The 22150-nt window shown below is 48.1% G+C and carries 16 protein-coding genes; 4 read left to right on the top strand and 12 right to left on the bottom strand.

Annotated elements, in window-relative coordinates; all coding sequences use genetic code 11:
* Nucleotides 1–18: 18 nt before the first annotated feature.
* Nucleotides 19–1107 carry an ankyrin repeat domain-containing protein gene (locus tag FB479_RS25180; RefSeq protein ID WP_142067125.1) on the bottom strand — a complete coding sequence of 363 codons (1089 nt, stop codon included), beginning with the start codon at nucleotides 1105–1107 and terminating at the stop codon, nucleotides 19–21.
* 232 nt (nucleotides 1108–1339) lie between these two features.
* On the opposite strand from FB479_RS25180, the gene FB479_RS25185 reads away from it, so the two are divergent.
* Nucleotides 1340–4453, top strand: coding sequence for a S8 family serine peptidase (locus FB479_RS25185; RefSeq protein ID WP_142067126.1), 3114 nt, complete (start codon nucleotides 1340–1342; stop codon nucleotides 4451–4453).
* An 82-nt stretch (nucleotides 4454–4535) separates the two neighbouring features.
* Here FB479_RS25185 and ptsP read toward each other — a convergent pair whose 3' ends face one another.
* The 7 genes from ptsP to FB479_RS25220 form a co-directional block, all read right to left on the bottom strand.
* On the bottom strand, nucleotides 4536–6263 hold the full coding sequence (gene ptsP / locus FB479_RS25190) for a phosphoenolpyruvate--protein phosphotransferase (RefSeq protein ID WP_142067127.1): 1728 nt from the start codon (nucleotides 6261–6263) through the stop codon (nucleotides 4536–4538).
* A 60-nt stretch (nucleotides 6264–6323) separates the two neighbouring features.
* A complete protein-coding gene (locus FB479_RS25195) occupies nucleotides 6324–6584 on the bottom strand; it encodes an HPr family phosphocarrier protein (protein WP_106657321.1) in 261 nt (86 codons plus the stop codon).
* A gap of 16 nt (nucleotides 6585–6600) precedes the next feature.
* Nucleotides 6601–8541, bottom strand: a complete 1941-nt coding sequence (locus FB479_RS25200) for a PTS fructose transporter subunit IIABC (protein ID WP_106657322.1) — start codon at nucleotides 8539–8541, stop codon at nucleotides 6601–6603.
* Between the two features lie 16 nt (nucleotides 8542–8557).
* Complete coding sequence (pfkB, locus tag FB479_RS25205) at nucleotides 8558–9469, bottom strand: 1-phosphofructokinase (protein ID WP_142067128.1); 912 nt, start codon at nucleotides 9467–9469, stop codon at nucleotides 8558–8560.
* Nucleotides 9466–10221 (bottom strand): DeoR/GlpR family DNA-binding transcription regulator, encoded by a 756-nt coding sequence (locus FB479_RS25210; protein WP_142067129.1) that lies wholly within the window; start codon nucleotides 10219–10221, stop codon nucleotides 9466–9468. The genes pfkB and FB479_RS25210 overlap by 4 nt, the downstream gene beginning before the upstream one ends.
* Before the next feature lie 199 nt (nucleotides 10222–10420).
* Nucleotides 10421–11386: an ABC transporter substrate-binding protein gene (locus tag FB479_RS25215; RefSeq protein ID WP_142067130.1), complete on the bottom strand. Its 966-nt coding sequence runs from the start codon at nucleotides 11384–11386 to the stop codon at nucleotides 10421–10423.
* 222 nt (nucleotides 11387–11608) lie between these two features.
* Nucleotides 11609–13108: a malate:quinone oxidoreductase gene (locus tag FB479_RS25220; protein ID WP_142067131.1), complete on the bottom strand. Its 1500-nt coding sequence runs from the start codon at nucleotides 13106–13108 to the stop codon at nucleotides 11609–11611.
* A 341-nt stretch (nucleotides 13109–13449) separates the two neighbouring features.
* Here FB479_RS25220 and FB479_RS25225 point away from each other — a divergent pair, with 341 nt between their 5' ends.
* On the top strand, nucleotides 13450–13998 hold the full coding sequence (locus FB479_RS25225; RefSeq protein ID WP_142067132.1) for a hypothetical protein: 549 nt from the start codon (nucleotides 13450–13452) through the stop codon (nucleotides 13996–13998).
* A gap of 37 nt (nucleotides 13999–14035) precedes the next feature.
* Here the strand turns inward: FB479_RS25225 and FB479_RS25230 are convergent, their stop codons facing one another.
* Complete coding sequence (locus FB479_RS25230; protein WP_142067133.1) at nucleotides 14036–14482, bottom strand: DMP19 family protein; 447 nt, start codon at nucleotides 14480–14482, stop codon at nucleotides 14036–14038.
* Nucleotides 14483–14620: 138 nt separating this feature from the next.
* On the opposite strand from FB479_RS25230, the gene FB479_RS25235 reads away from it, so the two are divergent.
* A complete protein-coding gene (locus FB479_RS25235; RefSeq protein ID WP_142067134.1) occupies nucleotides 14621–16000 on the top strand; it encodes an SMI1/KNR4 family protein in 1380 nt (459 codons plus the stop codon).
* Nucleotides 16001–16092: 92 nt separating this feature from the next.
* Here the strand turns inward: FB479_RS25235 and cysI are convergent, their stop codons facing one another.
* Nucleotides 16093–17814 carry an assimilatory sulfite reductase (NADPH) hemoprotein subunit gene (gene cysI, locus FB479_RS25240; RefSeq protein ID WP_142067135.1) on the bottom strand — a complete coding sequence of 574 codons (1722 nt, stop codon included), beginning with the start codon at nucleotides 17812–17814 and terminating at the stop codon, nucleotides 16093–16095.
* 34 nt (nucleotides 17815–17848) lie between these two features.
* Nucleotides 17849–19675, bottom strand: coding sequence for an assimilatory sulfite reductase (NADPH) flavoprotein subunit (locus FB479_RS25245; protein WP_142067136.1), 1827 nt, complete (start codon nucleotides 19673–19675; stop codon nucleotides 17849–17851).
* 337 nt (nucleotides 19676–20012) lie between these two features.
* Here FB479_RS25245 and FB479_RS25250 point away from each other — a divergent pair, with 337 nt between their 5' ends.
* Nucleotides 20013–20963, top strand: a complete 951-nt coding sequence (locus FB479_RS25250; protein WP_142067137.1) for a YndJ family transporter — start codon at nucleotides 20013–20015, stop codon at nucleotides 20961–20963.
* A gap of 364 nt (nucleotides 20964–21327) precedes the next feature.
* Here the strand turns inward: FB479_RS25250 and FB479_RS25255 are convergent, their stop codons facing one another.
* Nucleotides 21328–22131: a DUF3967 domain-containing protein gene (locus FB479_RS25255; protein ID WP_142067138.1), complete on the bottom strand. Its 804-nt coding sequence runs from the start codon at nucleotides 22129–22131 to the stop codon at nucleotides 21328–21330.
* Between the last annotated feature and the right edge of the window lie 19 nt (nucleotides 22132–22150).

The following is a 22150-nucleotide window of genomic DNA, read 5'->3' on the forward strand; positions in this document are numbered from 1 at the left end:
CCGAGTGATCTTTCCCTTTTACATCGAATCTAATTCGCCTTCCATAAACTTGATCAGGTACACCTCCGGCTGCGCGAGGAACTCTGTAAAACTGCACAAGTCCGCATACTCCTTATGCTCCTCATCATAGCAGCCTATGCTACCTTTTTTCTTCGGATTCCACACAAGGTGCAGATGGGAGTAGTTGTCGATTTCGGCAGACAAACGCAGCAGCTTTTGCCGACCGATTTTCATTTCAATCGTATCGGTCAATGTGAAAAAGTCGATGTACCCAATGTCATACTCATTCTCCGCCAGCTCAAGACGCAGCTCTTCTCTGGTAAGGAAGCCAATCAGTTCTTCGGTCAGCTTAAATTTTTGCAGCTCGTACTTTCTGTTCTCCACATCATGCAGCTCGGCAGGTTCCAGCGATTTCAAATACGCAGCCAACTCCGTATCTTTGTTGCTAACCGCGATGGTATAAGGCCGCTCGCCACCCCTTTCCGCTACCATAACGTCCGCACCGCGTTCAACCAAATACTTGACCATGGCGGCATTCCCCAAGCGCGTGGCAACTGTTAATGGGGTCGCTTGATACGGATACACCATATTCGGTTTGTTATAATTGATGTCCACCCCATGATCGAGCAAATAGGCCGTGGTCGTAAGGTCATGATCCGACACGGCTTTACGCAATACATCGCCGCCATGAAGTCTTATATCCAGTCCCAGCTCTTGAATGAGCGGGATGTTCTTTTTGTTGCCATAGTAAGCCTCCGAATAAGCGCCTGAGCGCACCTGATTGAGCATGTCCAGCTTGGCGCCTTGCGCTACAACATAACGAACGATCTCTTCCGTGCAATAGCGTACGGCCATCAAAAAAGCTGGATTATTTTTGACATTCAGATTAACGCCATGCTCTACCAGCAGCTTAACAACTTCTAGCTTCTCTGATAAAATCGCCAGATCCAACGGGCTTAGCGTCGTATATTTGCTAAGCACGACGCCCTTTTCTATATCCCATCCGGCCGCAATCGCATCTTGTAAAGCCGGGATATTTCCTTGATAAATATGCATCGCGATTTCTGGCAGCTCTTCGAAACTCCCGATATCTTTCAACTTGATCATCGATTACCCTCTCCTGACTTATGTCTTATGAAAAATATAGAAAATGATTTGGCAAAAAACAACAAATAATTACCTTATTCTTTTTTATTCGATTGAAATTACAGTTAATTCTGTCTATATTTGACGAATCTGCTCGATAAAAAGTATTTTCCCAGTAAAAGGAGTAGTTTTACGAGAAGAGAAATACTTATGCAAATCGTCTTATACATACTTTTTTAAGGAGAGTGGACTGATGAAGAAGATGCGTACTCTCGCTTCTCTTACGCTTGCAGCATCACTCATGCTGAGTGGCCTTCCTTACAATGCACTGGCAGCGGCGGAGTTTAGCGAACAGGATTGGGAAAAAGTAAACGAATATACCAATGCGGAAGTAGAGCTTGGCTCCGAAATCTCAAAAATCTCTCCTCTGTTGAACACCAGTTCCAGCAAAAATGTGAGTGTCATTATTGAGCTGAACAGCGAGCCTTCGATTGTAGCTAAACATGAAGAAGGTTCAGAATCTTCCGTTAGATCGTTGCGAGCAAAAGTAGAGGAGGAGCAAGAATCTTTCCTCGATGAAGCAAAAGACAACAAGGTCAAACTGAAGGTAAAGCGCAAGTTTGAGCATGTATTCAACGGCATGGAAGTAACGGTGTCCGCCGACGAGTTGGAAGAACTGGCTGAACTGCCACAGGTGAAACGCATTTATCAAAATACGTATTATGAGCTCCCCGAAATTGATGCCGTCAGCGAGAAACAATCGTCCACCAAATGGGATCAGGCCCCTCTCCAACAAATCGGTGTTCTCGATATGTGGAAGGATGGTCTGACAGGGAAAGGATTGAAGGTCGGCGTCATCGATACCGGTGTTGATTACAAGCACCCTGATCTCAAGGATGCCTATAAAGGTGGATATGACTCCTTCGACAATGACAAAGACCCTTATGAAGAAGCGCCAATCCCTGTAGAAGATGACCGGGAAGGAACAGGATATGAAGGCTCCAGCCATGGAACGCACGTCTCCGGCACCATCGTAGGACGAGCCAAAAACAGGGCATCCGACGTGCAGGTAAAAGGGGTTGCCTATGGTGCAGACCTCTACGTATACCGTGTATTGGGCCGAGGAGGCGGTAGCTCCGCTCAGGTCATCGACGGTATCGAAAAAGCGGTGAAAGACGGCATGGATGTCATTAACCTGTCGCTTGGCGCCGCTATGGAGAAGAACTCTGACTCTCCAGATGCCATCGCTGTAAATAATGCGGTACTGTCTGGTGTGATCACGGTTGTATCGGGCGGGAACTCCGCCGACGATGAACGCGGCAGACATTATTACACCGCGGGATCACCTTCTGGAGCGAGGCTGCCGATCACAGTTGCAGCGGTAGACTCCCCTACCGTGCAATATGACGGCTCAGCAACCTCGTCCTTCGGAGCCAATTACGAATTCCCTGTGATGGCATGGCAGGTCAGAAAGGATAACTTCGCCTCCATCATCGGAACCAAACCGCTGCCAGTCGTCTATGCCAACCTTGGCTCTCGCAGCGATTTTGAAAAGGTAAATGTAAAAGGCAAAGTCGCTCTCGTATCCCGTGGTACTCTCGGCTTCACGGAAAAAATCGAAAACGCCCGAAAAGCTGGTGCTGTCGCGATCGTGGTCTTTAACGGTAACGACGCGGACGGAGATGGCCAAGCCGATCTGGATATCCGTGATCGCGAGGGCTATGTCAACACGATCCTGGGCGACCAGATCGAAGCGATCCCTACCTTTGACATGAAGGGTCTGGAAGGCCGGACACTGGCAAAAGAGCTGCTGGCTGACCCTGAAAAAGCGAAAACACTGACGTTTACGTTCTCAGGAAACTACCCAAGCACAAATGATCCGGGTGACCGCATCGCCGGATTTAGCTCACGCGGTCCAATCATGGGCGACGATTACAGCATCAAGCCAAATCTGGCTGCGCCAGGTGTAGCCGTTCTGTCCAGCTATCCATCTTGGAGCAAGCTGATCCCCGACGCCAAGTACGACAAGGCATACGCCCGTCTAAACGGTACAAGCATGGCGGCTCCGCACGTTTCCGGTCTTGCCCTGCTGTTGAAACAGGCACATCCGGACTGGACACCTGCCGATATCAAGGCAGCGCTCGCGAACACCTCAAAACCGCTGTATAGCCCAGACGGCACACTGTACGATGTGTACTCCCAAGGTGCAGGCCGCGTAAACGGCTACGCCGCATCGAAAACACCTGCTGTTCTGACAACGGTAGAGCAGCTTACCATTTTGGGCGAAGATTTCGAGCCGAAAACCATTCCGTACTATGCGGACAACGTTTCCTTTGGCTTGCTGAAGGCTGGCAGCAATACCGTCACGAAAACGCTCCAGCTGAAAAACCTGTCCAAGAAAGAAGTTTCTTACGAAGCAGAAGTGATCATGCATCCGTCCGTTACGACAGATCCGTACAAGCCAGGCTCCAAAACGCCAGATGTCGATGACATCGATGTGGAAATCTCCGAAGATTCCATCTCCGCTAAAAAAGGCGATGCGACCACATTTGAGCTCAACCTGTCCGTTGACTCCGATGCAAAAGACGGCGTGTATGAAGGGGAAGTCCTGCTGAAAGCGAAAGGCAACCCTGACCTGCGCCTGCCGTTTGCTGTACACGTGGGAGACAAGCGCGAGGATACCAACTTCGGTTTCGACAACCTGAAGCTGTCCGATACGACAATCACGCCTGATGGCGATGGCAATGAGGATTCATTCACACTCGAAGCAGAGCTGCAAGCCAAAGACGTGAACCAGATCTCTGTTGAGGCATGGGACATGGACGATAAATACGTCGGTACCCTCGCATCCGTGTTCAACAATTACGCGCTGATTGCACCAGGCCCTATCACCTTCTCTAATCTCGATGGTACCTACTACGATGGTAGCCAAGTAGCTAAGAAGCTCGATCCAGGCAAATACAAGCTGAAGCTCGTCGGTCGAAGCGTTGACCAAAGCAAGCCGAAGGGTGAGCAGATTGTAAAAGAATACGAGGCTTGGAAATCCTTCATGATTAAGGCATCGAATAAAAACGCGGTCTTGTCCAAGGTAGTTGAAGAAGCCGTAGAGCAATTTGAAATTGAGATTGCGAACACCACAGAGCTGGATCAGCCAGTGCTTGTCCTGCCGGAAGAAAGCGATGATGTGACTTATCAGGTGACGAAGAGCTCTGATGAGGCCTTTATCGATGACGAGGGAATTTTGAAGGAACTGCCTGCCGAAGGGGAAGAAACCGTTACGCTGTATGTGACGATTACTTCTAAGGAAGATGAGTCGGTTACGCAGACTGTGAAGGTGAAAGTGACGTTGGAGGCGGTAGTAGAGTAGTGTTGGTTTGACGTTTTTAGATGAATAAAGGCTCCGCCACTCATCATGGCGGAGCCTTATCTTTTGCCAATTATACCGGCCATTACAGCTTGTTCAAAATTTCCTCTTTGATAAAGGCTCTGATCTCTTCGCCGCTCTCCAGAGTGAGGACGTGTTGTGCTGTTTCCTGTAGCGACTTGTAATCCAGCTTTCTCAGCAAATGGCGGGCACGGAGAACGGAAGTGGCACTCATGCTGAATTCATCCAGTCCCAACCCGAGCAGAATCGGGATCGCCAATTCCTCTCCGGCCATTTCTCCGCACATGCCGACCCATTTGCCTTCTTGATGGGCCGCTTTGATTACCTGATTCACCAGCCGTAAAATGGCGGGATGGTACGGATCGTACAAGTAGGCGACCTGCTCGTTCATTCTGTCCGCTGCCATCACATATTGAATCAAATCGTTGGTCCCGATGCTGAAGAAATCGGCTTCCTTGGCGAGCTGGTCTGCGATCATCGCGGCAGCTGGCACCTCGATCATGATTCCTACTTCCAAATGATCGTTAAACAAAATGCTTTGGTTGCGCAGCTCTGCCTTCACTTCTTCCAGGATCTGGTTCGCTCGACGCAGCTCGGCTATAGTGGCGATCATTGGATACATGATCTTGATATTGCCGTATATACTTGCTCGGAGCAAAGCGCGTAACTGCGACTTAAACAGTTCCACGCGGTCCAGGCACAGCCGGATGGCTCGATAGCCTAGAAACGGATTCAATTCTTTCGGCAGATCGAGGTAGGAAAGCTCCTTGTCCCCGCCGATGTCCAATGTTCGAATGACAACTGGTCGCCCCTTGCCCATGGTCTCTGCAACCGCTTTGTAAGCCGCAAACTGCTCTTCTTCCGTGGGGAACTGCTCCCGCCCCATATAGAGAAATTCGGTACGAAACAGTCCGATCCCCTCGGCGCCGTTTTCAACGGCCTGCACGGCGTCCTGCGGATTCCCGATGTTGGCTGCCAATTCCACGCGGTGCCCATCAGCGGTAACACTTTCTTCATGAACCAGACGAGCCCAGTCCGCTTTTTGTTTCCAGTAGGCCTGCTGTTTGGCTTCATAGGCTGCGACGACAGCTTCGTCCGGTCGAATGTGTACCTCGCCTTCAAGGCCGTCGACAATGACCAGATCCCCAGTTTGCAGCTGCTCTGTAATGTCCGACATGCCTACCACCGCCGGGATTTCCATGGTGCGTGCCATGATGGCGGAGTGAGACGTGCGGCCGCCTATATTCGTTGCAAATCCTTTTACCTTTTCCCTGTCCAACTGTGCCGTATCGGATGGCGTCAGATCGTGTACAACCAGTACCACCGGCTCTGCGAAATCCGCTGGCAACTGATCGTGTATGCCGAGCAGATTCTTCAGCAGACGCTGGCTGACATCGCGCAAATCCGCCGCCCGCTCCCGCATGTACTCGTCGTCCATGCTTTCAAAAACGGCGACAAAGCTGTCACGAACCTCCTCCAAAGCTGCTTCCGCATTCACTCTTTCGCTTTCCAGCTTCTCCTCAATGGCACCAATAAACTCCGGGTCCTGCAAAAAAAGCTGGTGGGCTTCAAAGATTCTCGCTTCTTCTTCGCCTATCTCGTGGCGGACCTTCTTCTTGACCTGCTCGAGCTCTAGATCTGCCGCTCTCACACTTTCCCGAAATCGCGCAAGCTCTGCGGCCACCTCATCTTGGTCAAGGATGCGTCGTTCATACTGAACCATCTCTTCCTTTTGTACAACAGCTCGTCCGATCACGATTCCGGGAGCTGCAGCGATCCCTTTTTGCAGCATTACAATCGCTCCTTATCGAAGCCGCCCCCCTGGGGTCAAGAGGGGGGGCTTCCTGTCATGTTACCCGTGAACCGACTCGAGCAATTTGCCAAGCTCCTCCATTGCTTGCTCCGCCTGTTCACCAGTGATCTCAAGGGTGATTTGCTCTCCCATCTTCGCACCCAGTGTCATCAAGCCCATGATGCTTTTGCCATTGATCTTTTTCGTGCCCTTGATCACGTTTACCACGCAAGGAAACGAAGTAGCCTTTTGCACGAATAATGTTGCCGGACGGGCGTGCAGTCCAGTCGGATTTTGAATGGTGAAAGTATTGGTCAACATCTGGTTCCAGCTCCTTTTACTCTACCGCGTCTTTTTTCAGTATTTTTAGCATGAGTGCCGTAACTATTGTTCCGGCAAGAATGGAAACAAGGTAAAGCGGCCAGTTGCCGATTACCGGCAAAACGAATATTCCGCCATGAGGGGCAGGCAATGTGCATCCAAACAGCATCGATAACCCGCCGGCTACGGCAGAGCCAACTACGAGCGAAGGAATGACGCGTGTCGGATCAGCCGCGGCAAACGGGATCGCGCCCTCCGTAATGAAGGTTGCCCCCAGGACATAAGCCGTTTTGCCCGCCTGCTGCTCTTCCATGGTAAATTTCTTCTTGAACAGCGTAGTCGCCAAAGCGATTCCGAGCGGCGGAGTCATCCCGGCAGCCATAATCGCTGCGTGAGGGGTGAAGTTGCCCTCGGCAATCATTGCAATTCCAAACGTAAAGGCTGCTTTGTTGACAGGGCCACCCATATCAAAGGCCATCATTGCACCCAAGATCACACCTAGGATAACGGCGTTACCAGTGCCCATGTTTTTCAGCCAGTCACCCAGCGCCACATTGGCCGCGGCAACCGGTTCTGATACGACGTACACCATGACAAAGCCTGTAAGCAAAATTCCAAGCAGCGGATACAGCAGCATCGGCTTGATGCCTTCTAACGATTCCGGCAGTCCGGCCAACAATTTTTTCAATCCGACCACAATATATCCGGCCAGGAACCCTGCGATAATTCCACCGAGGAAGCCGGAGCCGGATGTAGCCGCGAGCAAGCCCCCCACCATACCCGGAGCAAAACCAGGGCGATCAGCGATGCTCTTGGCGATAAACCCGGCCAGTACCGGAATCATCAGCTGGAACGCTGTTCCTCCGCCGATGTCCATCAGAACTTTGGCCAGCGGATGGAATGACGGATCGTTTGGATCAACTGCCTTGATCCCAAACATAAAGCTCAGCGCAATGATAATCCCGCCGCCAACGACAAACGGAAGCATGTTGGACACGCCATTCATCAGGTGCTTGTAAAAAGCGGGCTGCTTCGCCTTTTTCTCCGCCTTTGCTTCTTGAATATGGTCCTGGTAGCTGGTCACGCCATTGCGGTAGACACTTCCCTTTTGCTCTACTGCTCGCTGAAGCAGTTCTTCGGTGTTGCGGATCCCTTCCGCAACCGGCACTTCAATGACGATCTTGCCAGCAAAGCGCTCCATCTCCACCTGCTTGTCGGCAGCTACAATCACAGCCGTCGCTTCTTCAATATCCTGCAAAGAAAGCTTGTTTTTCACGCCTCCGGAACCGTTTGTCTCCACCTTGATGGCAATCCCCAGCTCGGCAGCCTTTTTCTTCAGCGCGTCGGCAGCCATGTACGTATGGGCAATCCCGGTCGGGCAAGCGGTTACCGCGACTACTTTTGTCGGCTGCTTCTTTGAGTTCTCTACTCTCTCCTGTTGTTCTTCCTGCTCCTTGTCCTCTACAGCGCTTTCATCTTCGCCCTGGATTTCTTTTTCTTTGCGCGTGATAATATCCAGCACCTGTTCCTTCGTCTCGGCCCTCGTCAGCTCCTGACGAAATGCTTCGTCCATGAGCATCTGGGAAAGCAGCGCCAGTGTTTCGAGATGGGCTTGATTGGCGTCCTCAGTAGCCGCAATCATGAAGAAAAGATGTGCTTTTTGGTTATCCAACGAGTCAAAATCAACGCCCTCTTTGGAAAAGCCGTATGCAATGCTGGGAGTTTTGACTGCTGCTGTCTTGGCATGCGGGATGGCAATTCCTTCTCCAATTCCGGTGGAGCCTTGTGCCTCACGCTTGAGAATGGCTTGCTTCATCTCTTCCCTGCTGTTGAGCCGTCCAGCTTCGTCCAATTTTTCAATCAACTCATCTAATACCGCTTCCTTGGAGGAAGCAGAGAGAGGGAATAGAATCGTGTCAGCTTTTAACAAATCGACAATGCGAATCTCGTTATTCATCGTTGAACCCCCTTTATCAAATGGCGGTTATTGTGATTTCCGGAAGAAATGCTTGTACCTTCTCATGTGTGCAGAACCCTTCCGACAGGGCAGTCGTGCTCCCCGCAGCTACAGCAAAACGAAACGCGGCTTCCGTATCCATTCCCTGCCTATAGCCATAAAGGAAACCGGCAACCATCGAGTCTCCGGCACCGATCGAATTGACTGGTTTGCGCTGCGGAATCTGGGCGACATAAGCCGCTTGCCGATTGACAAATACAGCACCCTGACCAGCCATCGACACGATGACGTTCTGTGCGCCCATTTGCAAAGACTTACGTGCCATATCGATCGCCTCTGCTGGTGTGGCAATCGTCACCCCAAACAGTTCCCCCAACTCATGATGATTGGGCTTGATGAGAAACGGCTCTTCCGACAAACCGGTTTCAAGCGCTTTCCCTTTTGCGTCGAGGAAGATACGGACGCCCTTGCCACGCAGCCGCTTCATGATCGTCTGGTACATATCGGACGGCAAGCTTTTTGGCACGCTTCCCGCGAGTACCAGATAATCGCCGCTCTGCAAGCTGTCGATCTGTTGCATCAGCCTTTGGAGCGCTTCATCCGGGATGTCCGGTGAGACTCCGCTGATATCCGTTTCGGTCTGCGCCTTTATTTTTAAATTGATTCTGGAATCCTGTTCGATTTGGATCAAGTCATGAGAGATGCCGGCTTGCTCGATCTGCTGTTGAATAAACGCTCCCGTAAACCCACCGACAAACCCCAGCGCCGTGCTGTTTTCCCCGAGTATGCGGAGAACCTTTGATACATTTATGCCTTTTCCGCCTGCGACCTTCCATTCTTTTTGCGCCTGATGAATGGTTCCTTGCGACAGAGCAGTGATCCACAAGTGGTAATCAATCGATGGGTTCAGGGTTACTGTGTAAATCATGCTTTCACCACTTTAAGAGTTGATAATCTGCCGTAAACTTGTTGTTCCTCTTGACTCAAACCGTCATCCGTGATTACCGTGATGCCTTGCAGGTCTCCCACTTTGGCAAAGGTGACCCTGGAAAACTTGTCAGAGTCGGACAAGATAAATCGCTCGTCAGAAAACTGCAAGGCCAGCTGCTTGACGTATGCCTCATCCGGGTCAGGTGTGGTCAGACCGTGATGCTGGTCAATGCCGTTGATCCCGAGAAAGCATTTGTCGAATCGGTATTGACTGAGCGCAGTGATCGCATCACGCCCCACCATCGACAGTGTAGCCGCTTTCAATTCTCCGCCCAGCAGGATCGTCCTGATGTTTCGCTTGATAAGCTGAAGGGCAATGTCCACCCCGTTTGTAACGACCATGATGTTGTCGTAAGGTAAATAGGGCAGCATCTGATACGTCGTGGTTCCCGCATCGATGAAAATCGAGTCGTGTGGTTTTATCAAACTGGCGGCATATTTGGCGATCGCCAGTTTCTCCCGTTCATGTTTGACCGATTTTTCCAGAATCGTCGGCTCTTCGATTTTGCTCTGCAGCACAGACGCCCCGCCGTGCACGCGTTTAAGCAAGCGCTGTTCTTCCAATTCGCTTAAATCTCGCCGGATCGTCGATTCCGATGCCCCAGTCGCTTCCACAAGCTCATGAATGCGCACAATATCTTTTTCTTTCACTAAAGTTACTATCAGTTGATGACGTTCAGGGGTTAGCATCGTATCCTCCCTTCTCCTAGTTGCACCAGGATTGATTTTGATTATACATCCAATTTCAATCAAAAACAATCATTAATAGTCATAATCAATCAGGGATCGTTCACTCCTTCGGCAACAGACAAAGCCACCCCAAATCATCGGAGTGACTTCCATATGAATCTAGCATGAATTTAGCTTGCCGAATGAACGCGGCCCTGACTTACTCTGCTTTCATTTTTTCAAGGACAAGCTCTATCGATTTCTCCTTGATGTGGGGGAAATCACTGATGATCCAGTGAGGAACGACATATACCTGATTGTTTTTGACTGCTTTTAACTGCTGCCATAAAGCGCTGTTAGTCAACTCTTGGAATCTCTTATCGGATTCTTTGTCTGGACCCTTGGCTGGATTTCCGACCTGAATGAAAATATGATCTGGATTCAGCTCCGGCAATTTTTCCATAGAAATAACTTCAAATTTTTTCATAGCTTCAACTTGCGGGAGCGGCTTCAATCCCAAGTCGCGGGCAATCGTCGCGCCAAACAGTTGATTCGGGCCGTGAACCCGATATTCTTTTGCCATGACCCGCATGTAAAGCACCGTTTCATCTTTGCCAACCTTTTTTGCCAGCCTTTTCTTGGCTTCCTCGGCTTTTTGATCGTAGCGGGCCAACCATTCGTCGGCTTCCTCTTCCTTGCCAAGCATGCTTGCTAATTCACGGAAAGCAAGCCGCCAATCATCTTGGTCTTTTAAAATGATTGTGGGAGCTATTTTCGATGCGTCGTCATAAATTTTAGCATGGACCTCTCTGCCTATGATCAAATCAGGTTCTGCCTCCAGAATCGCTTCCAGATTCGGGTCATCTCCCAGATTTTTCACGCCTTCAAACGGGTTCCCCTCCATGTATTCCAGGTTCGTTTCTCCCTGGTAGGATGCCATGGCATAGGGCTTGATGCCAAGAGCGTAAAGAGAGTCAGCCAACCGATAATCAAGCACTGCTATTTTCTTCGGCTCCCCTTTTATGGTCGTTTTACCGGAATAGTGTTCAATGACCCGCTGTGCGGATGATTGATTGTCACCGGCAGTAGACATTTGTTCCTGGCTAGCACCGCAGCCAGTGAGGAACAAGCAGCTTGCCAGAATGAAAGAAAGTGCTGCGAACAAATAAGTGCTATTCTTTTTCATAAATAAGTGTCTCCCATTCCTATCCTCTTGTTATTTGCTAATGATAATCATTTTCATTATATCGTAGCAAAGTATAGTATATTTATTTCCTTTTATTTTTTCAAGCTTTTCACCCTTCACTCTACTTTCCTTTTGAATTTTGTCCTTTAGCCTCCTATGAAAAAAAAGAACCTCCAATCCAAAAACGGATCGAAGGTTCACTGTAAGATTGCCATTAACTAATTAACTATAAGCCAGTTCTTTTTCGACGAGACCAAGCACCTCGTCTGTCGAACGTTGGATCTCTTGAAGAAGCTCTTGGTTTTGCAAGAGTGACACGCCATAAGAAGGAATCATTTCTTTGATTTTCGGTTCCCACTCTGCCATACGTTGTGGGAAGCATTTTTCTAATACCTCAAGCATAACCTGAACAGCTGTAGAAGCACCTGGAGATGCGCCGAGCAATGCAGCTACGGAGCCATCAGCGGCACTAACCACTTCTGTACCAAATTGAAGAGTACCTTTTCCTGCTGGTGTATCCTTGATAACTTGCACGCGTTGACCGGCTACCACGATATCCCACTCTTCGCTTTTCGCGTTCGGAATGAACTCCCGTAGTTCTTCCATGCGCTTTTCATGCGATAACATAACTTGCTCGATCAGGTATTTGGTCAATGCCATTTCTTTTACGCCTGCCGCCAACATCGTCATGACGTTGTTCGGTTTTACGGAAGTGATCAAATCCATATTGGAACCTGTTTTTAAGAACTTTGGCGAGAATCCGGCAAAAGGTCCAAACAGCAAGGATTTTTTGTTGTCGATGTATCTGGTATCCAGATGCGGTACCGACATTGGAGGAGCGCCGACCTTTGCTTTACCATACACTTTTGCATGGTGCTGCTCTACCACTTCCTGATTTTTACAAACCATGAACAATCCGCTTACCGGGAAACCGCCGATATGTTTGGACTCTGGAATACCGGTTTTTTGGAGCAAATGCAAGCTTCCGCCGCCACCGCCGATAAAGACGAATTTGGCAATATGGTCTTCGATGTTACCGGTAGCCATATTGTACACTTTCAATTTCCACATGCCGTCGCTCGTACGTTTGATATCCTCAACAGCATGGTTGTAGTTAATCGAGACGTCTTTCGTCTTCAAGTAATCAAACAACATACGTGTCAAAGCACCAAAATTGACATCCGTACCCGAGTCGATTTTGGTTGCAGCTATTGGTTCATTCGATGTGCGGCCTTCCATGATGAGCGGAATCCATTCCTTCAGTTTTTCAGGGTCATCGGAGTATTCCATCCCTTGAAAGAGAGGATTGTTTGCCAGCGCTTCAAAACGCTTTTTCAAAAAGCTTACATTCTTTTCGCCTTGTACCATACTCATATGAGGTATTGGCATGATAAAGTCTTGCGGGTTTTGGATGAGATTGTTTTTTACAAGGTAAGCCCAGAATTGTCTGGACAGCTGAAAATGTTCATTGATTTTAATGGCTTTGCTAATATCTATAGACCCGTCAGCTTTCTCGGATGTATAGTTCAGCTCACAGAGTGCCGCGTGGCCAGTACCCGCATTATTCCATTCGTTAGAGCTTTCTTCCCCTGCTTTTGCGAGTTTCTCAAAAACTTTGATTTCCAACTCGGGTGCCAATTCTTTCAGTAATGCTCCCAGAGTTGCGCTCATGACCCCTGCACCAATCAAAATAACGTCTGTTTTTTGCTGTATGGAGCTCATAATACCCTTCCTTATCTACTGTTTTTGTAAAAAAGAAGTAGTAGCTCCTTGCCCCGTTGCAAGACGCTACGAAAACATCTTACCTTTCACAACTATAACTATATCATAGAAATTATTTATTGATTCAATTATCTATTATAATTAGAGGATTAATAACTATTTAATGTTGGTAAAAAAGGGAGGATTCCGTAAACAGCGTCTGAAGAACACGTAAAAACCAAGGCCTTACCTTAGTTTATTGCGGGGGTTTAGGATTTGGTTTGTTGTTACCAGTGAGGCGCTTACCATATAAATTTTGCCGTACTTATGGTAAAAATTAGGAAAACCTCATGGAGATGGAGATGAACTCTTTGACCCACCTGACAAACGACATTCCGTGGCAGCGTTTGACGACAGCCTATGGAAGAGGGACGGACATTCCGCGGCTTATAGAGACCGGGCAATATGCGGAATTGGCCAATCTAATCGAGCATCAAAGCACCTTGTGGCAGACGACGCCGTGGGTACTGCTGATACTCCTGCAGGAGCTTGCCAAACAGAAGCCAGAGCAGGTCTCTTCGCAGGAAATTCAGTTGTACCTGGCTGTTGCTTCTGCTATAAACGTGGACGAAATGGATTCACAAAATGCAGTTGAGACCATGAACGAGCTATTGGACGAAAAGTATTTATGGCCAGAGGACGAGGAAGATGATGAATTATGGTGGGAAGAAGAGGAGCCGAGGGGCTATGAGCAGGAGGCATTTTTCAGCTATTTTTCTTTCAGTTATTCGCTGCTAAAGGATGCCATTCCCGTTTTCACCGAGATTATGGAAGGGAATGACAAGCTCGCTCCCGATATTCGGGAGCTGCTGCTTATGCTCCAATCAGAAGGGGCTAGTGCTGTCGAATAGTTGTAGGAGTTCCCATGATATTGCCCACCCTGTCACCTTATGATGGGGTGGGTATTCCTAGCTGCTGCACGTAATATCGATGTGCAACTTCTGCAAGGCGATCCTGGTCTTCCCAGAATCTCTGATCAAGCTTATCCAGCCGTTCTTCTTCCTCCTCGGTAAGGAACCGCGGAATATCCCAGAGCTGGGTGAGGCGGTTGTCTTCCGATAAATGCTCGATGCAGGCATATCCCGACTGGACGATTTCGAGTGCATGGACTGCCCCGATCGCTTGTAAGGCCCGTACCGCGTAGATATATGCCTCTTCTCCCCAGTTGCAAAAAAACTGCAAGAACCCGCCGTTATACACATCAGCTTCCAACAGCCATAAGGCGGCAATCTCTTGTTCCTGCGAGGTTAGTGTGTTCCAGCCCGAAGCATTCTTTTTTTGCACAAAGGCTGAGGCAAAATCAAACCATACGTCATGGATATCCACCTTACTCAACTTGTACTCCCCCTTCAAGATCGCTGTGCACAAACGACACGAAATACATTAATCTTATATGAATACATAATCGTTTGGTAGATGGTGGCAGCTTCGCGTGGCTGGCATCTAAGAAAAAGAATCGTTTAGGAGGCTGCAATGGATCAGGTACTTATCGAACAGTTGAATCGCTGGCATGAAGAAGACGAACAGCAGCGAATTGTGGACTTGCTGTTAACCGTTCCCGAAGGGGAACGAGAGTATGAGGCAATCAGCCGACTGGGCAGAGCTTATAACAACCTGGGGCTATATGAAGAAGCTCTCAACCAATTGGAGAAAATTGCTGAGGCAGGTCAACAAGATCCAGTCTGGCACTTTCGAGTAGGTTTTGCTCTCTATCATTTGAAAAGATATGAAGAGGCGGCACAGTCATTCCGTACCTCAGACAAGTTAGAAACCGGTAATCAGAATACCGAGTCATGGTTAAGGTGGAGTCTCCAAAAAGCGGAGAAGCAGCAAAGACAGGAGCTTCGGATGGCAGCCAAAAAGGCAGCGGCTGTTGAGGGTTCGGCATCGGAGGAAGTTCCTTTTTCAAACATGTCGCTTGATGACTTTTGGGACGACAGCGAGTACGCGAAAAAAGCCTATCTATCCGAGCCACCCACGGATGAACTAATCGCCTCAATCGAGGAAGAGCTCGGATACAAGCTCCCTGCCTCCTATCTTGCACTAATGAAGCATCAGAACGGCGGCATTCCGAAGAACACGTGCTTCCCAACAGAGGACCCAACCTCCTGGGCTGAGGATCACATTGCCATTACGGGCATTCTAGGCATTGGCCGAGAGAAAAGCTATTCGCTCTGCGGGGATCTTGGCAGCCAGTTTATGATTGAGGAATGGGGATATCCCGACATTGGAGTTGTGATCTGTGATTGTCCTTCAGCAGGTCACGACGTAGTCATGCTGGATTACCGGGCATGCGGGAGAGATGGTGAACCCGAAGTGATTCACGTTGATCAGGAAAGCGATTATGAAATTACGTTCCTGGCTGAAAATTTCGAGGCGTTTATCAGGGGCTTGGTGAGCGAAGAAGAATACGATACCTCCGCGGAGGACAAGGAAGCAGCTCTTTACAAAGTAGCCCACGGAAAATTTTCTTCCTTGCTGGAGGAGCTGTGCACGCCAGTATCGGAAGTGGAACAAATTGATCAGAAAATACGCAGTATTTGTACACGGATTGTAGAGGAAAAAGGCTTTTTTTCTTTTCATGCGGATGAACTCTCGTATCTGATGTACGATGTGCAGTTTTGGCTATACACAAAGTCATACCCTGATACCAGTCATGAACAGTACCTGGCTGTCTATGAGAAAATGATCGCCTTTGGCGGAGAATTCGGTCAAGGTGGCTATGCTCCGGGATGGATTAGCGAATGGCTGGATCGTCGCAAGAAGGAAGGTCGGATCGTTCAGGAAAATGGGCACATCCGGTTTACAGATCAGTTCGCAGCGGAAGTGATTCAGCAGCTACGAGAAGCCTAAAATACTTGCAAGCAATAAAGAGCCCACGTCGACGCGGGCTCTTCTTCTATTTCTATCGATTGAGGGCAAAACTCTATCTCTTGGCAACCACATTACTCATGAAAGTCGAGTCCCGATCTGACTTCTTTCACATACCCTGCCCGAATGACGAAATCTCCGAAGTGTTCGCCTTCCTCGCGTTCCTTCGCATACCGATTTAAAATCGGCCGCAGTTCATTCAGTATTTCTGCTTCTCCGATGTTTTCACGATACAGCTTGTTCAACCGATTGCCGGAGAAACTACCGCCCAAATACATGTTGTATTTACCGACAGCCTTCCCAATGAAAGAGATTTCCGCCAATGCAGGTCTTGCGCATCCATTTGGGCATCCTGTCATGCGAATGACGATCTCCTCATCGCGCAAACCCGCCTCATCCAAAATCAGCTCGATCTCATCCAGCAGTGTCGGCAAATAACGCTCTGCCTCAGCCATCGCAAGTCCGCAAGTCGGCAACGATACACAAGCCATAGAGTTTCTCCGCAGTGCAGAATAGGAAGTTCCATCGGTGAGCCCGTATGCTTGAATGATCTGTTCAATTTCCGGCTTCTTTTCACTGGTGATATTTCCAATGAGGAGATTCTGATTCGGCGTCAGGCGGAAATCCCCTGTATGAACCTTGGCAATCTCCCGCAGGCCGGATTTCAGGAGGTAGTTGTCCTCGTCTTTTACACGGCCATTCTGAATGAAAAGGGTAAAATGCCAGTTATCGTCGCTCCCTTTTACCCAACCGTAGCGATCGCCATTATGCTCGAAGTGATAGGGGCGTGCCTTCTCCAGCTCCCAGCCCAGTCGTTGCTCCAATTCATGGATAAACCATTCGATGCCGCGGTCGTCGATCGTATATTTGAACCGTGCGTGCTTCCGTACCGCGCGATCCCCGTAGTCTCTCTGAATCATGACCGTTTTCTCGGCGACATCCAATACTTGTTCCGGTGTGACGAAGCCGATCACCCGCGCCACCTGCGGATAGGTTTTGGGATCGCCGTGGGTCATTCCCATTCCGCCTCCCACCGCAACGTTGAAGCCCAGCAGTCGACCTTCCTCATGAATCGCGATAAAGCCCAAATCCTGCGAAAAAACGTCAACATCGTTGGCAGGCGGTACGGCGATGCCGATCTTAAACTTGCGCGGCAAATAGACAGGACCATAGATCGGTTCTTGCTCTACCCCATCCCGACTGTCGACAACCTTTTCTTCATCCAGCCAGATTTCATGATAGGCGCGGGTCCGAGGGTCGAGATGATTGCTTATTTTTTTGGCCCATTCGTAAACCTCTTGATGAACTTCCGACTCGTAGGGATTCGGATTGCACATGACGTTGCGGTTGACGTCCCCACAGGCAGCCAGTGTACTTAACAAGGCTTCGTTTACTTCTTGAATCACCTGCTTCATATTCCACTTAATCACGCCATGCAGTTGAAAAGACTGACGAGTCGTCAGGCGAATCGTTCCATTCGCAAACTGTTGGGCGATATCGTCCATCATGAGCCATTGCTCTGGTGTGACAACGCCACCAGCGGCACGCACGCGCACCATGAATTGATAGGCTGGCTCCAGCTTCTGTTTGCTCCGTTCGTTGCGAAGATCCCGGTTATCCTGCATGTAGCTGCCATGAAATTTCATCAGGCGGTTATCATCCTCAGGGATGGACCCAGAAATCCTGTCTTCCAGCGTTTCCGCCAGACTTCCCCGCAAGTAATCGCTTCGGCGTTTAATGTCCTCTACATCGCTGTGAGGAGCACTGTTTGGCGAAAGCAAATGATTTTCTGACATGGTTTCGATCTCCCCTCTCATTCTTTCTCAAAAATCAGTAGACATCTCGCTGATATCGTTTTTCCTGCTGCATCCGTTTCAAATACGCAACGGCTTCCTCTGAATCAAGTCCGCCCTCTTGTTGGAGAATGCTGGCCAGAGCTGCGTGAACGTCGTGCGCCATCTTTTTCTCGTCTCCGCATACGTATACATGCGCCCCATCCTGGAGCCATTGGTAAAGCTCCTTGCTCTTTTCAAGCATCCGGTGCTGAACATACACTTTTTCGCTCGTATCTCGAGAGAACGCGACATCCATATGCGTCAGTACGCCCTGTTTGAGCCAACGCTGCCATTCGAGCTGATAGAGAAAATCCGTGGAGAAATGCTGATCGCCGAAGAAAAGCCATGTCTTGCCCGTCGCCCCAAGCTCCTCCCGTTCTCCCAGGAAGGCACGGAATGGAGCGACACCCGTGCCGGGACCAACCATGATCAACGGGATGTCCGGGTTAGCCGGAAGCTTAAAGTTTGGGTTATGCTGTACAAATACAGGCAGGGTATCACCCGTTTCCAAACGATCCGCGATATAACTCGAACAAACGCCGTACCGCTCACGCCCATGAGCCTGATAGTGAACATTGCGAATTGTCAGATGAACTTCGTCCGGGTAGGACTTTAAGCTGCTTGAGATCGAATAGAGACGCGGCGGCAGCTTTCTAAGTATGGAGACAAATTCTTTGGAAGATACGCCCTTCAAATCGTAGTCCTCTACCAGGTCTAGCAAATCCCGATTTCGAATATAATCGCGAAGCTCTTGCTCCTGTCCTTCCGCAAGCAGTTCCTGCAACCCGTTTCCTGATGATAGCTTTACTGCTTGTTCCAAGAGAGGCTTGGTGAGAACCGTGATTTCAAAATGACTGGACAAGGCCTCTTCCAACGTGCGCTCTTCCCCGTTTTTATGAATAGGAACGAGCTCTTCCGGCTTCCAGCCCATTGCCTCAATCAGCTCACGGACAAGGTCGGGATGATTTTTAGGATAGATCCCCAAACAGTCACCCGGTTCATACTCGAGATTGGACCCCTCAAGGGAGATTTCCAAGTGACGAGTTTCCTTATCCGACCCGCGTCCGTTGAGATTCAAGTTCTCCAAAACCACAGCCTGAAACGGATTCGACCGTGAATATTCGGTGTGTGTCTCTGACCCGATCGCTGCACCACCCACGATTGCGCTTGCAGCAGCAACCTGGGTTGCCGAAGCTTCACTGAGAGAAGCCAGGACCTGATTCATCCATTCAGAGGCTTGCTCGTCGTAATCCACATCGCAATCGACCCGGGGAGTAAGGCGCTTGCCGCCTAGCTCTTCTAACCGTTTATCGAACTCTTTACCAGTTTGGCAGAATAATTCATAGGAGGTATCGCCCAATGCCAGCACGGAAAACCGCAGGCCCACCAATTTCGGCGCTCTTTTGCTGTGCAGGAATTCATGGAAGGAGATGGCGTTGTCTGGTGGTTCACCATCCCCGTGTGTGCTTACCACAACAAGCAGGTTTTCAACCTTTTTCAACGCATTCGTCTTGAAGTCGCTCATGGAGGAAAGAGTTACGTGGAAGCCGTGCTCCTGAAGCTTTCCGGTCAGCACCTTGGCCAGCTTTTGGCTGTTCCCGGACTGAGATCCGAAAAGCACAGTGACCTCCTTGGAAATGACTTGCCCATTCGCAGCTAAAGCGGTTTGAATCCCAGCGGCCATCGGTGCTTCCACTTTGTGAAGAGCTGCAAGATATCCGCTCAGCCAAACCTTTTGCACCTCTGAGAGCGTGGGCAGCAACCGATTTAGGAGCTCTACTTGTTCCTGACTGAAAGGACTGTCTGTCACCTTAAGTACCAACGATATGCACCTCGCAAGAGAAAAAATTAATTCCGAGTAATCTTATATGATTATTTACTTTAAGCTACCACAGTGAGTAGAACCCGAGCAATTGGGATTCGTTATTGTCATCATAAGTTTTCCTAATCATTGGATAACAGCACAAAGAAACCCGGGCCTAAGATAAGGGACCGGGTTTGCTATTCAACTGTTACGTAGTAATAATAGGCCTATCTAAAAGGGTAGCTTTCGAAAAATAGCCCTCACAAAATGTGTTAAACTACTAAAAGCAACCACCTATTTATTAAGGGCCAGCTTTAGAAATGAAGATCCATGTATGGCTTCCTGGAGGCATTTGATGAAACGATTGTTAGTACCAACGATTCCCGGTGGAATCATAACCATCCTGATTTTTTACCTTGATTACTTCCAATTTGATCTCGTCGATAAATTTCTTCTGTTTGCGGCTTTCGTCATTGTACCTCTTGTAGTTTTACTATTGGGCTATGAGGAAAAGAATACACTTCAACGGCTGATATATACTTCAATCAAACTGCTTCAATTTCCCGCAGCGCTTCTCGTCTTCGCCTCTGTAATGGGCAGCCAAGCGTGGGGGATGGGGAGCACGGCCATACCAGGCAATCTTTCCCTCGGCTGGTTGTTGTTCACGTTACTACTCTGCATCTATGGCCTGAGCTTGATTGTGAATCACAAGGGGAGAGCAGCGGAAATAGCGATTGGTGCTGGACTCGTTTACTTTTTCATCGGGGGCATTTGGTTCACGCTGTATCAGTATCAGGTTGACCTCTACCAAGTTAAACACGCAACACACGCCCTCAGTTCGGTCCACTTTCATTTCTCATCTGCCATCGTTCCGATTTTTATCGGTTTCCTCGGACGGATTATGACAAAGAAAAGCTGGTATCCATGGGTCGTTGCCATCGATATCATCGGACCCATTCTGATCGCTGTCGGTATTATTTTCTCGAAGCCGATTGAGTATATTGGCGTCACCTTGTTCGCCTGTAATATTGCGATTTACACCACTTATCTGCTTGCTTATTTGAGGAAAGGCTCTTTACAGAATAAGTCGAGTTTCTTTTTAGTCCTTTCCTGCATTGCCTTTTACACGATTGTCGTTATTTCCATTTGCTATCCGTTATTGAAAAACCTATTTTCCTTAACCATACACGATTTCATTCCGGTTTACGGATCGCTGCATTCGTTTGGGTTTGTTTTATGTGGGTTGATTGGATGGGTGTATATGATTGACTCTCTTAAGGAAAACACGCTTACTGACAAGACATAGATATCAATCTGCTAAATTCCTCGAACCTATCGCAAGAAGTATAGATTTTAGAACAGCAAATGAGCCCCAAAGATCGGGGGCTCATTCGAATTCATACATAAACTTTTAGTTTATCCCATTACTCTTGTACTTGTACCCCAGCAAAAGGCACAACTGCTCTGCGATATTTCATAAGACCTACACAACAAGGCTGTTCTTATACTCACCGTGGTCAGGATAACGTATCATATCATCACCGTTATGCACGAATACCTTTCCACCACTGCCATCTATGGTCGTATATTGCTATATATAATCGGATTCGTATTTGGCATGCTCAAAGGCGCAAGTATTACATATAAAGAAAGCAACCATCATACTTTCGTTAGTCGCTTTCTTTTGCAGAAGCTGTTAATCGCTTACTTTGCTCAATTTCTTTAATAGCTGCAATAATGTTTTTTTCCCTTTCTTCTAACCTTTTTATATAGTCATCTTGTTTTTTTACTTGGTTCATTAAATTCTCACATAGATGCTTATATTCTTCTAAATCTCTATTAGTTATACTTTCATCCCTATCTATTGATTTAGGATTAGCCAAGAGTGGAATGAATCTAGCAAGACTTATTAATGTTAATAGCAGACCTGTTACTGTTTGGAAAGAGACTAAATAATATCCCATGCTAGTACCAGGCATTAAAGCTGATTGGAAACTCGCCATTGTCACCAAACTAATATAGATTATTTCTACAAAAGATTTCGTATCCACATTTTTGAATTCACTTGAGAAGTATAAATATGATAGGGTAAACCAAAGTACTATTTCTACATAATTATGAAGCAATAAAATGATTGTACGCTTGTAACTTCTAACTTCCCCAATACCATCTGAAAATAACATTAAATTAAGTTGTGTTATATTTATTTCAAACACTCTGTAAATGCCATATACAAGTAAAATTAACTTCAATAATTGAAAGTTATCACTAGTTACATTGTGTATAAATATTACAGAAATAAATGAAATTAATACGTTAAGTACAACCCATAACTCTACAAATACATATTTATACTTACTATTCTTAAGATATGGAATGAAAGTCCTCAATATGTCAAATAGAGTAACCTTTTGCAGAGTCTGAAATATCACCTTCCAAAAATTATACAAGAATGAAGGAAACATATTATCCATGTAAACACCCACGATTTTC

It is taken from the genome of Brevibacillus sp. AG162 (assembly GCF_006715575.1).
Taxonomy (GTDB): domain Bacteria; phylum Bacillota; class Bacilli; order Brevibacillales; family Brevibacillaceae; genus Brevibacillus; species Brevibacillus brevis.